At 67.1% G+C, this 12,047-nt stretch carries 12 protein-coding genes; 1 reads left to right on the top strand and 11 read right to left on the bottom strand.

All coding sequences use genetic code 11. The annotated features are described in order from the left end of the window. Nucleotides 1–6 precede the first annotated feature (6 nt). Entirely contained in the window at nt 7–948 is a 942-nt protein-coding gene (locus QUE25_RS10180) for an NYN domain-containing protein (protein WP_286264649.1), read from the bottom strand. A gap of 567 nt (nt 949–1,515) precedes the next feature. Between QUE25_RS10180 and QUE25_RS10185 the strand changes: the two genes are divergently transcribed. Further along, the gene (locus QUE25_RS10185; RefSeq protein ID WP_286264651.1) at nt 1,516–1,668 is read left to right on the top strand and encodes a hypothetical protein; all 153 of its coding nucleotides are present in this window, start codon (nt 1,516–1,518) and stop codon (nt 1,666–1,668) included. Between the two features lie 103 nt (nt 1,669–1,771). Here the strand turns inward: QUE25_RS10185 and QUE25_RS10190 are convergent, their stop codons facing one another. The 10 genes from QUE25_RS10190 to QUE25_RS10235 all read right to left on the bottom strand — a co-directional run bounded on the left by QUE25_RS10190 (nt 1,772) and on the right by QUE25_RS10235 (nt 11,983). Continuing rightward, nucleotides 1,772–2,245, bottom strand: a complete 474-nt coding sequence (locus QUE25_RS10190; RefSeq protein ID WP_286264653.1) for a DUF4913 domain-containing protein — start codon at nt 2,243–2,245, stop codon at nt 1,772–1,774. Then, complete coding sequence (locus QUE25_RS10195) at nt 2,242–3,990, bottom strand: type IV secretory system conjugative DNA transfer family protein (RefSeq protein ID WP_286264655.1); 1,749 nt, start codon at nt 3,988–3,990, stop codon at nt 2,242–2,244. The genes QUE25_RS10190 and QUE25_RS10195 overlap by 4 nt, the downstream gene beginning before the upstream one ends. Continuing rightward, nucleotides 3,987–5,483: an ATP/GTP-binding protein gene (locus tag QUE25_RS10200; protein WP_286264657.1), complete on the bottom strand. Its 1,497-nt coding sequence runs from the start codon at nt 5,481–5,483 to the stop codon at nt 3,987–3,989. Before QUE25_RS10200 ends, QUE25_RS10195 begins: the two co-directional genes overlap by 4 nt. Then, entirely contained in the window at nt 5,480–6,985 is a 1,506-nt protein-coding gene (locus QUE25_RS10205) for an SCO6880 family protein (protein WP_286264659.1), read from the bottom strand. Before QUE25_RS10205 ends, QUE25_RS10200 begins: the two co-directional genes overlap by 4 nt. Further along, complete coding sequence (locus QUE25_RS10210; protein WP_286264661.1) at nt 6,969–8,609, bottom strand: hypothetical protein; 1,641 nt, start codon at nt 8,607–8,609, stop codon at nt 6,969–6,971. Before QUE25_RS10210 ends, QUE25_RS10205 begins: the two co-directional genes overlap by 17 nt. Nucleotides 8,610–8,611: 2 nt before the next feature. Further along, entirely contained in the window at nt 8,612–9,274 is a 663-nt protein-coding gene (locus QUE25_RS10215; RefSeq protein WP_286264663.1) for a DUF8175 domain-containg protein, read from the bottom strand. Nucleotides 9,275–9,336: 62 nt separating this feature from the next. Then, nucleotides 9,337–9,588: a hypothetical protein gene (locus QUE25_RS10220; protein WP_286264664.1), complete on the bottom strand. Its 252-nt coding sequence runs from the start codon at nt 9,586–9,588 to the stop codon at nt 9,337–9,339. A gap of 15 nt (nt 9,589–9,603) precedes the next feature. Next, nucleotides 9,604–10,170: a DUF6668 family protein gene (locus QUE25_RS10225; RefSeq protein WP_286264665.1), complete on the bottom strand. Its 567-nt coding sequence runs from the start codon at nt 10,168–10,170 to the stop codon at nt 9,604–9,606. Further along, nucleotides 10,167–11,582: a M23 family metallopeptidase gene (locus tag QUE25_RS10230; protein WP_286264666.1), complete on the bottom strand. Its 1,416-nt coding sequence runs from the start codon at nt 11,580–11,582 to the stop codon at nt 10,167–10,169. Before QUE25_RS10230 ends, QUE25_RS10225 begins: the two co-directional genes overlap by 4 nt. Beyond that, on the bottom strand, nt 11,579–11,983 hold the full coding sequence (locus QUE25_RS10235; protein ID WP_286264667.1) for a hypothetical protein: 405 nt from the start codon (nt 11,981–11,983) through the stop codon (nt 11,579–11,581). Before QUE25_RS10235 ends, QUE25_RS10230 begins: the two co-directional genes overlap by 4 nt. Between the last annotated feature and the right edge of the window lie 64 nt (nt 11,984–12,047).

The raw sequence follows: 12,047 nt of genomic DNA on the forward strand, positions 1-12,047 counted from the left end.
ACGCGATCAGTTGGCCGAAATTTCCTGAACAGGGACACCCGGGCTCAATGTGACCTGATCTGTGGTCGGGAGCCCCGAAGTTGGGATGCTCGCGTCGGTGCCCGTGCTCGCAAGCCTTCGCACAACAGTGACGAACACGCCGCGAACTGTGCGCATTTCATCGCTCGAGAATCTAGTTCCCCCGAGGGCCGCAGCGGTGGCGGCGATGAGGCAACGGTCGTACTCGACAGGCACACGCTGGTCGAGTACGAAGTGCGCCTCCAATTGTTGAAGATCGCGACGGCTCAAGGGGCTCAGGATTGTCAACGACACGCGATCTGCTGCGGACTCCAACGATTCCCCGTCGATGCTATCGACGGCCACCTGCGGAGCGGTGGCACGCCCCTGGGCCAAGTCGATTCGGCCGCGCACCTGCTCAAGGGAGGCTTGGAACCACGATGTGTCAATCGCCGAGAAGGAATCGGACTCCATGCGGAGAGCGTTACTTACGTTGTGCGCTGTATCGCCTGCTCCCCACAGATGCACTCTCAGTCCGTAGGACTGCGCCAACTGGACGCCCACCCGAATGTCTTCATCGCCCGACAGGACGACTGCGTCTGTGACGGCGCGGTTGCGTGCCAAGTCGATGAGATCGGTCACGATCAGCGAGTCCACACCCTTCTGCTGGCCAACGCTATTGAGGACGCCGAGGCGGAGTTTGAGCCCCGGCTGCAATGCCAGTTCAGACTGCTCGAGCGACAGTTGAGGTCCCGGCATGGCATCGTACCAGTAGATCCGCAGCAATTGCACATCACCGCACAGTGTTCCTGCTTGTGTGTGAAGTTCTTGCACCGCCGTGCCTGTGTCGCGCAACCTTAGGTCTTTGCGAGGAAGCACGACTCCGAACGCCGCCTCAGACCCACCGGCGAAAAAGTACCCGGCGTCCACTAGAAGCGCAAAGCGGTCCATCGTTCCTCCGAACTGCTGCCGCCCGCGGGGCGGAATAACCTTCTGGCAAAATAAAAGCCCCTTTCGGGGCTTTATATAGGCGCCAAATCCAAACAACTCATAGTGGTTCGACGCGACTGCTCCACAGTACCTCGCGACTCAGGGAAGCGCAACCTGCCTGTCGACGAGACTCATACATAGTCCCCGCGAGTGAGGGGGCCGTGCCTCATACAGTTTCCTCCGCGAAGCTTGGGTCGGCCACGATGGGGTGTGAGTGTGAGGGATCTGTCGTTGTCGGCTCGGGTTGAGGTCACGAGAGTTGCGCCACGGCGTGCGCGCATGCGGCGAAGAAGGCCAAGGGCCGGATCGTGGACCAGGTCGTGGAGGCTACGGGCTGAAACCGGGACCATACCCCTCAATAACTGAAGGCGCGTTTGGTGCAGCCGAAAGGCCGTGCGCAGGCAACGGTGACGGTAATCGACCGGCGACGTACCAAACCCTGTCAGTACTACTACGACGCGTTGAAAACGTTGCAGCAGGTGTGGGCCACCGGTGGTGGGGTCTGCGGGCAAATACCTGGCCGCGTCGATGAGTGAGTGGCCGGACGCGATGGAGGCTGAAAGGTCACTGGTACTCGACGAATGCCGCTACGACCAGCAGGTACGCTGCGAACTGGAGAAGATGTCACCGGCCACGATCGACCGTTACTCTGCCGCTGCCCCCGACTCCGATCTGAGCTGAGGGGAAGACCGCCACCAGGCCAGCCTGGCGCGAGCTTGTCAGCCGCTTTGCAGCATCGCAGGTCGAGTTCGCCCGCCCAGGGCTTCGTGTCGATCTTCGACCGTCAGTCCGGATCTGTACGAACGTCGGAAAACAATCCTAGGGGTGGGGCTGTGTACGGCAGGGGGTCGGTGACGCTGGCACTGTCGGTGGAGTGCGCGAAGGGTCCGGTCGGACTCAGCAGAACACTGAGGTGGTAGTCGGCGTGGTCGCGGAGCCAGGTGCTGATGCCGGTGGCGGGGTCGAGTCGGTGGTGTTCCCAGGATCGCCACATGGCTTCGAGGCGGATGACGGCTTCGGCGGATTCCCACCAGCGGGCTGACCAGCGGTATTCGGCTCGTCCGGCTTCGCCGACGTTGCGGCGGAAGACGGGGCAGACGAATTCTCGGACGAATTCGTCGGTGCTGCCGAAGTACAGCTCCGGGGGCGCATCATTGCCGGTCTCGCCCATTGCTCCAGGAGTGTCTTCTGATTGCGGGGTGGTGGGATCGTCTGTGGGCCACTCGGTGTTGGTGGTCCAGTCGGGGATGTCGGTCATGTTGGGGTCTCCTGTAGTTGGGTGTCTCGGCTGGGGTCGTGGGCGTCGACGGATGCCCGGATTGCGGCCGCGTCAGGGCTGGTCATCCAGGGTTGGGTGGCGATGAGAGTGGGTCGGGCGCCAGACGCGAACACCACTGCTCTGCCGGGTGGCATGGCCGCGAGGTCAGCTGCCTCAAGGATGCGTTGCCTGTTGAGCTGTTGGGTGACGTTTCGGTGGCCTTTGCCGACCGACACCGATCGGGTGGTCTTGTCGTAATCGCCGATCATCGCGGCGAGAGTATCGAGGAAGTCGCGTTCTTTGACGCCGCCGCCGTAGATGGCGATGTTGGCTGCTGACCAGAGTTTGCGCATGCCGGATTCTCCCCAGACGTCGACGCCTTGGGACCAGGATTGGAGGATGGTCATGAGGATGATGCCGCGGCTGCCGTAGTGGGAGTAGAGGGCGGGTAGGTCGGTCCAGCGGCAGACGTTGGCGGCTTCGTCGAGGACTCCGAGTAGGGGTGTTTGGAGTCGGCCGCCGGCGCTTTGGGCGGCGAGGTTTTCGGCGGCTTCAGCGACGGCGGCGGTGAGGGCGGTGACGAGGGGTCCGGCGGTGGATGTGCCTTCTTTGGACAGGCTGTAGAGGGTGCCGCCGTCGGCGTGGACGAAGTCGGTTGCACGCAGCTGGGCGCGGGGGTCGTCTGGCTCCTGTGGGGTGATCCAGGCGGCGATTTGTCGGTTGGTGAGGCATGAGGCCATTTGTTGGGCGGTGCCGTAGATGCCGCCTCGTTGTTTGTCGGGGGCGAAGATGACGCCGGCGAGCTGGTCGGCGGTGAGTTCGTAGCCGGCCGCGGCGACAAGTCGCATTGGGGTGTCGTCGGTGGGGCGGGTGAGCCATCGGTACACGTCGGTGATGGGCCGGTGGTCGACGGCTGCGGCGAGGAGGAGTCCGGCGAGGAGGTCTTGTCCGGCGGGGTCGAAGAAGGCGTCGGTGCGTGCTCCGGGGGCGCGGGAGCCGCTGGCGAAGTGGGCGGCGAGTTTGGAGGCCTGGACTTCGTCGGTGACGTACGACAGCGGGTTCCACCACCATGTTGGTTGTTCGCCGGCGAGGTGTTGGGGGTCGAACACCCAGACGGGTCCGCGTTCGGCTCGCAGGTCGCGGGTGGCGTCGACGACATCGCGTTTGTTGCTGGTGACCAGCACGGAGCCGGGTGCGGCGAGGATGGCGGGGATAGCGCGGCTGGTGGTTTTCCCGGTTCGTGGCCCCCAGATGTCGACGTGCATGTCTTCCCACGAGCCATAGAGCCGCTCGCCGCTGGCGACAGTGACACCGATCGGGATACCGGGGGTGCTGGGATCAACACCGAGACGCTTCGCCTTCGCAACAACGGATGCCTTCGACAGGGGGCTGATGTCGTGCCTGACCCCGAGGTAGTGGGACGACTGGTCGACTCGCGTCCTATGCCTGGTCCGGTGGCCGATCAGAAGCCAGCCGGCGGCGATCGCAACGGTGATCGTGAGGACGCTCGCGATGGCGACGATGGTGGAGGCTGCCGGCCAGGTGGTGGTGCCGCGGATGGCGCCGAAGACGATGGTCCAGAATCCGCCTTGGGGGCGTCCGAGCCCGGCGATACGCCATCCCGCCTGGATGCTGATCCACATGATCAGGCTGATGCTGATCGTGAGGGCGCCGGTCCCGTACATCAGGATCGTGTCCGGACCCCAGAGGGAGGGCTGGGCCCGTCGGTTGTTGGGTGTGGTCATGGTCGGGTTCCGACGCGGGATCGTTGGTGCCACAGTTTGTTGGTGTCGTGGATGTGTTGTTCGGTGCGGGTGAGGTCGACTCGGATGGGGATGCCGGGGCGGCCGCCGACTTTGACGAGGAACTTGCCGAGTCCTGGGGGTTCGGCTTCTTGTCCGCGGCGTGAGTCCCAGGCGGGTGGGTCTTGCCAGCTGGCGAGCATGGCTTGTTCGGCTTGGGACAGTCCGATGACGGGGGTGAGGTCGACCATTTCTGCTTGGGGGAGTCCGCCGCAGATGACCATGCCGGCGCGTTCGACGAAGCCTTTGGCTTTGAGGTAGTCCTCGGGGGTGGGCAGTGCCCGCAGGTCACTCATGGTGTGGGTGATCATGGCGGTCCCGACGCCGACTTGCCGGTTGAGGCGGGTGAGGGAGTCGACGCGGTCGACGATGCCGCTGCCGGAGCGTAGCGCTTGCCACAGTTCGTCCATGATGACGAAGTAGTGGCGCCGCTGCTCGAGTTCGGCGTCGGCGAGGACTTGGGCGATGTTGACGGTGGCGAAGCCGTTGGACCAGCAGGCCAGAAGGACCGCGGCTCGCACATCGTGGTCAGCTTCAGTGATGGAAGACACGTCGTAGACCACGGGCCGGTCGAGTTGCATGGGGTTCGTGGTGGGCTGGGCGAAGATTTCGCCAAGCCGACCACCTCGGCTCAGGCTGATCAGGGACGCTTCGAGGCCACGGGTGATGCGCTGGTATTCGCCGAAGTCGCCGCGATCGACCGCCACCTCACGCACCGCAGCGGGCCCATCTTGCACGATCGCGAGAAGATCAGCCAGCACGGGTGTGTGGGTGGCTTGGTGGTCGAGGACCCGCAGCGCCTGGTCGAGGACGGATTCTTCGACGTCGCTGGGGGGTTGTTTACGCAAGATGGTGAGCAGGGCGCTGACCATGGTGAGGCGTCGGGCGTGGGCGTCGGCTTCGACTTCTTGGGCTTGTTTCTCGTAGCCAGCATCACGGAGCCGGCGGGCTGCGTGTTTGGCTTGTCCGGGGTCGAGGATGTTGAGGTGGCCGCGGCCTCGTCCGAGGGTGATGACTTGTCCGCCGAGGGCGGTGACCATGTCGATGTAGTCGGGTTTCAGGTCACCGAGCACGATCGGGAGGACGCCGTATCCGGCGAGTCCGGTGGCCATCCGGCGTACGGCGGTGGACTTGCCGAGACCGGTGAGGCCGAGGAAGAAGACGCTGGGGTTGCGGATCAGTTTCGCGCGTTGGAACCAGCTGATGGGGTCGCAGCACAAGGTGGCGCCGGTGATGATGTGGCGTCCCAGCGGGACACCGACCATGGGTGTTCCGGAGCCGACGACCCACGGCCATAGCCCGCACACTTGTACGGTGGTGCCGCGGAACTCGGATGCCGGGTCGATGAGGATGGCTTCACCTCGATCGCGTCCGGGCCAGCCTTTCGGCCCGGGCCTGCGGGGTGCCGGCGCTGCCGGCTTCTGGTGACGGCTCATAGTTTGTCCTTGAATGCGGTGATGGACGACACGAGTTGGGGTAGCAGGATTCCCAGGGGCAGGCCGGCCGCGAAGGCGGCGTCTTGGGAGCCGTAGCAGGGCCGCACGCGTAGACGTGCGGTGGCGGACAGCATGTCGACTGCGGCGCGGGCTTCGGGTAGCCGTGCGGGGTCGGTCACGGTCGCGGTAATCAGGGCTCCGAAGTTGACCAGTCCGGCGCCGGCTGCTTCTTCGGCGGCGGTCGCCTCGGCCGAGCGGGTGTCCAGGATCGACCGGGCGGTGGGCCGTTCGGTCGAGGTCGCTCGGAAGCTCGCCGCCCGGACGTCGGCTTCGACCATGGCCGCGGCGACCGCGGAGTTGATGGGCCGGTACAGCAGGGTGACGCGTTTGCGGGCGATGTCAGGGTGAGGGGCCAGCAGCCGGGCCAGCACCGAGGATTGCACGTTGCCGCGCGGGGCGCTGCTCATCTGCCAGGTCACCGAGCAGGCCGAGTCGTGGCGGTACACGTCCCAGCCGGCTTGGTGGGCTGCCGGGCCGACATCGGTCCAGTCCAGGTCGACGGGCTCGTTGTCGGCGTGGGCACCCGCGATGAGATCCGCGGTTGGGGGGTCGTAGGCGACCCGGACGATTTCGCACAGCTCGGCCGCGTCCACCAGCCGGGTCGCGCCGGCACCGGTGGACCCCAGGGTGCTCATCAGCCCGGGGAGGCGAGCGGCAAGGTCCCGGCCGACCTGTTCGGGTGTGCGTTTCTTGCCGGAGCTGTTCGCGGCGGTGAAGGTGATGGTGACCCAGGCGTGGATGGTGGAGGAGCCGGCCGGGTAGGCCTTGACGATCTCGGTGAGCATGGCACGGGCGAACGCGGGTGCGTTGGGGTCGATGGCGCCCCCCACTTCGTGAGCGAGCCGGTGGCCGGAGTCGGGTGCGGTTTCGATGGTGACGGCTGCTGCTTCGATGCCGGGTTCGTCGCCGAGGTTGGTGAGCCATTGACCCCAGTCGGCGACCCAGGAGTCGATCTGTGGCTGGTCGACCAGGGCGGCCCCGTCGGGTTCGGACGCGATGACGACGGTGTGGGTGGCGGTCGAGGGTGCGGAGATCAGCGCGAAGGGTCGGCCGTAGGCGTCGAGGTGTTCGCTGAGCCGTAGGCAGGCGGCCAGGCCGGGCAGTTGGCAGGTGCCCCAGGGGACTGTTCCGAGGGGGCCCGATCGGTACAAGGTGAGGCCACGCTGGGCGGCCAGCTGGTAGGTGATCTTGGCCGAGGCCCGATCCAGCAGGCTGGAGCCGTGCTCGTCTCGCACGGCTACCGACGCCAACACGACCGCCAAGGCCGTGAACGCGATCGCGCCCCACCCCAGTCCGGCGATCATGACGACGAGCACGACCAGGATCAGTCCGGCGAGTAGCACGCCGGTGCCCCACGAGCCGAGGCCGAGCAGGCCGGCCGTGGTGGGACGCCGGAAGTTGCCGTAGGTGCGGATCTGAGTGAGTTCACCGCTGCGCTCCATCTGGACCCTTCTCCTCTCCCATGGATTCGTTGATTCCACGACGCGCGCCATCGGCTAGCGTCATGCCGGCCGCTGCGACCGTCCCTACGGGTGTAGCTCCGCTCGCCGTGTGGGCTACCCCAGCACCGGGCATACCGGTCGACGCCGGAGCTCCTGGTGGGGGACTTCCCGTGGCCGGCGCGGCAGGGTGTTGGCCTGGTCCGCCCGGCCTCGCCGCGCCTGGCTGGGGCGCATTACCACTTGGCGGTGGCGGATTGCCGCCTGGACCTGACGGTGGGGGACTGCCCGGTCCGGGATTGCTTGCTCCGGTGCTAGGTGGCGTGCCGCCGCCGCTGCCGGCGGGACCGCCGGACTGGTGGGTGGTGACGCCGGTTGGTCCGGTGGGCCCGGGGGTGCCGCCGGTGGGGGCTGCCGGGGTGCCGGATGGTCGGCGTTGGGCGGACATCGCGCCGGTGGGCAGGGCCATCGCGGCCATCGCGGCGGTGCCTGCGAGGCCCCCGCCGGAGGCGACCGCGGAGGTTGCGGGCACGATCAGCGACATCAGCGCGGGAAGCGCGACCAGCGCCATCGTGATGAGGGTGAGTCCGGTGATGGTCGACAGCACGGGATCGTCCGAGCGGTCACCGACGAGCATGAACGCGGTCGCGTAAACCACGGCGGCTGCCGGCTTGTAGAGGATCATCCCGAGCAGCCAGCCGGCGGTCTTCTTGAACATCTGGCTGCCGACTGCCGTGTTGGTGGCTGCGGCCGAGATGGGCAGCATCCCCGACAACACGACCAGCATCGCGGACCGCACGATCATCAAGATGATCTGCACGATCACGGCCAGGACCGACAGCCCGCCGAGGATCACCGTGAGGAGACCGGGCAGCGTGATCGGGCCCGCCCCAGCGCCCTGGACAAGAAGGTTGCCCATGGCTTGGGAGAAGCAGGTGCCGCCCTCGTCCAGGCTGCAGCCCATCGCCCCGTCCAGGATCCACACGGCGAACTGGTCGGCGGCGCCGGTGAGCAGCGCGACCGCGCTCAAGCCGGCGCCGGCGACCGCGGCCAGGGTGAGGATCGAGCGCAGCACGTCGAGCCCGGCCTCGGCGCGCTGCTGCCAGGCCATCTTCACCGCACCGGCGATGACTCCGACGATCGCGACGGCGAGCATGTACCAGTACAGGGACGCCTGAAGGTAGGCGACCGGCGCCGAGCCTTGCACGCTGGTCGCGGGGACCACGGCCGCGGTGATGCCGGTCGCGGCGGAGATGAGGATCGTGGCGACCAGCACGGTGCCGATCCGTCCGACGTGTTGGGATGCGTCGCGGTGTGCCGTGCCCATCCGGACGCCGGCCGCGATCAACGCCAGCACCATGATCCCGAATGCGGTGTACATCACCCAGCCGAGCACGGTCTCGATGCCGTCGGCGCCGGGAGCGTGGTCACCGGCCGCGCGGACCGTCGATCCGCTGCCGTCGATGAGGATCGGTGTTTGGATACGCACCCACGAGGTCGCCAGGGTGCCCATCAGGTCGCCGAGGGTCTCGGTGACCGCGATCGCCAGCCGGTCGATCGCGTTGGTGGCCAACGACGCGGCGCTTTCCTCGACGCGGCAGCCGATGTCGAACAAGGAGCACGACATCGTCAGATCCCCGACCACAACACGAAGCCGACCAGCGAGGGCGGCCACGAATAGGTGACGGCCATCTCCTGGGCCTCGCCCTCACCGCGCACACCGATACGCCAGTCGCCCTCATGCCACACGAGCTCGATCGTCGCGACCCCGTAGCCGCCGTTCTGGGCTTGCATTCCCAAGTTGACCGCCGTGGCCGTGCCGTCGTAGCTGACCATCTGGAACCCGCGGATCTGGGCGCCGCCAGTCGTGGCCGAGCTCGGCTCCGGGGTCGACAGCAGCCGGTCCCGCAGCGCCCCCGGCATCAACCCGTCGTCCGCAAGACGACCTGCCAGGGCAGGGTCGGAGCCCATCGCCGCCAGATTGGCTGCCGCTGTGAGCGCCCCGAGCGGGGTGCGGGCGTAGCAGCGGCGGTACCCGTCGGGATCGATGGTCGCGGGGCCGGCCTCGGGCACCGTCGGGGCGACCACCTTCCCGACCAGCGACCAGGTCGCCTCCGGTGCGAGCGTCACGGTGCCGGCCATCTCTATAGGCCCCGCGGGGCACTGTCCCTGGTCGTCCTGGGTGGACGTGGCCGGCGGTGTCTCGGGTGTGGCGGGGGCCGGGCGTGACGCGATCCGCCAAGACACCACGAGGGCGGCGGCGATGATGGCGACCGCTAGTGCGGCTGCCATCCAGGTCAGTGTTGCTGGTCGTCGGGGTGGGGGCGTCGTGTCGGGGTGCTGGTTCATGACGGTCACGCCCCGGCGATGAACGAGACGAGGCTGAACGCGGCGGAGGCGATGATGACACCCACGAGGACGCCGCCGATGCTGTTGACGTGCTCCGAGCCGTCGCCGTGGCGGTTGCTGGCGATGCCCATACGGACACCAGCGAAGATCAGCGACACGACGAGCACGCCGAGGCCGATCCACTTGCCCCATCCGAGGATGGTGGTGAAAACGTCGAAGCCAGGAGGCATTGAGCCAGTACCGGGGTCGGGAACCATGATCTTTTCTCCTTCTTATCGTGATGATGTCTGAGCGGGCGTGGGGGTGCTGGTGAGCGTTTGGAGGTCGCTGACCAGCGAACGAACGGCGACCGGGCTGGCGGCGAAGGCGGGTTCACCGCATCGCCACAGGTCGATCCAGGGCAGTCTCCAGGCGCGTGGTGCGCCGCCGGTCACGACCTCGGCGAGTTCGCGCAGCGGGCGGGGGAGTCTGCCCGGCGCGTCAGCGATCAGGACCAGACCGAGCAGATCGACCTGACCGGCAGCGCCGGCAGCCCACTGCTGGAGAGCCGACCGCGCCGATTCCAGGCCGGACGCCGACGTGCGGGCCACCAGCAGGCAGGCCCGAGGGGTGCCGAGCAGGGTCTGCGGCCAGCAGTGATCGGCTGCCGCCCACCCGTCGTCCAAGCTCGCGAGCGTGGACTCGCCGCTGCCGCCGTGGGCGCCGACCACCCACAGCGATCGGCCCATCCCGACCCGCCGCAACCTCAACGGATGCTCCGGCAGGCGCACACCGGGTTGCGGGACGGTGATCCCGCGCTCCGAGATGGATTCAGTCTTCTGGTCGAGGGTGGTGGTCATGACTGTGCTCCTTGGATCTGCACACCGTGCTGGTTGAGGAAGACAAGTGGGTCCACATAGCTGCCGGAGGTGAGGACCTCGAAATGCAGATGACATCCCGTGGAATCACCGGCGGTCCCCACCCGGCCGATCTGCTGGCCCGCTTGGACGACATCGCCAACGCGCACCAAGACCCCCTCGGTGAACATGTGACCGTACGTGGTCACGACGTCCCCGTCGTGGGCGATCTTGATCCAATTCCCGTAGCCGGACGCGGGACCCGCGAACGTCGCCGTCCCCGACGCTGCCGCCCAGATCGGCGCATCACACGGCGGGGCGAAATCCGTGCCGTAATGCATCCCGCCAGCCCGCGGGCCGAAACCCGACGAGATCGGCCCGGACGCCGGCGCAGACCATCCGCCGGCGGTGACCTGACCCTGCTGGTTCGTCGCACCGCAGCCGGCCGACAGGGCCGAGCTGCCGTCACCGGTCAACGACAGATGAACGTGGTCCATATGGTTTTGTGTGGGGCTTCCCCGATCCTCCATCAGCTGCCAGCCCTCTGCTGCACGCGACGCTGTCCAGATCCGCTGCTGCCAGATGATGTAGGACACCCCCAACTCGGCGGCGTGAGCAATCAGATAATCGGCCAGCCGATCACCGGTCGCGACACCATCGGGGATATCGCTGATCATGAAATCCAGCGCCAACCCGGCCGGATGACCGTTCGGGTCGTAGACCTCCGTCGCAGGATCACGCCACCCGCCGACCGTGGCGATCCCGAACATGGGGCCGATCGTGTTCGCCACCACCGCGGTCTGCGGCTGCACCGGACCCAACTCGTACACCGACGACGACATGGCCGGCTGCTGGGCGGTGGTGGTGCTGCCGGCCAGGGCCTGCACGATCTCACCGGCCGGGTCCCAGAACCGGGCGTAGTAGTACGGGTCGGCGTTGCGCTGGACCGCATTCGCCACCAGGGTCGGCTCCATCGAGTCTCGGCCGTCGACCTGGACCAGGACGCGGAAAAAACTCAACGCCGACTCATACGGGTCCATCCGCTGGGCCAGCGTGCCCCACGCGCCGTTATCGCGCTGCTGGAACAGCCCGCGGGAATCCGGGCCCGCAGCATCGCCATACTCCAGCACCCGCAGCGCGGATTCACCGATCGCGGTCATCACACCGATCTGCTGATCCCGCACCGTCAACCCCATCGACGCCGCCGCAGCCATGATGTAAGCGGCATTCACCAGCTGCTCACCAGAAAAACCCGCCACCGGCCCGGCCGGCACCGAGCCCGGATCCACAACGACAGCCGCCCCCGCAGGAATGCAGGCGGCCTGGTCCTCATCGAACAACAAGAACCCCAGCAGGGCGGTGATGAGCGCCACCGGCAGGACGATCCCGGCTGCTGCGAGTTTCGCCCGGTTCATGACAGCACCCCCGGTGCGATGAACCGCTCCACCCGCCACACCGGATCGGCATCGCTGCGAGACACAACAACCAGATAGCTACCGACATCGGTTGGCACACTGACCCGCGCCACCTCCGGCGTCGTCCACCCCGGCAGGCCCGCCGGCCCACTCACCTGACGCACCGGGATACGCGCCGGATCCACCGTCACATAAGCCGCAGTTCCCCGCGCCGACAACACCGGCTCCAGATCGGCCCACCACACCTCGTACGGCACGTCAGGACGCGCAAACAACCCCATCGCAGTCTCCGCCAACTCCAGCGCCGCCGACCGGCTGGCCTCATCCAACCCAAGACGGCCGGGCGAGGACGCCGCAGCAGAGGAGCCGTCCGACCAGACGACGCCCTCTGTCGGCGCCATGCCCGTAGATGCTGATGGCGAGGGGACCGGACTCGAGGCGTCAGATGCGACCTGGCCGACACAG

The organism is Brooklawnia propionicigenes, from assembly GCF_030297015.1.
GTDB lineage: Bacteria > Actinomycetota > Actinomycetes > Propionibacteriales > Propionibacteriaceae > Brooklawnia > Brooklawnia propionicigenes.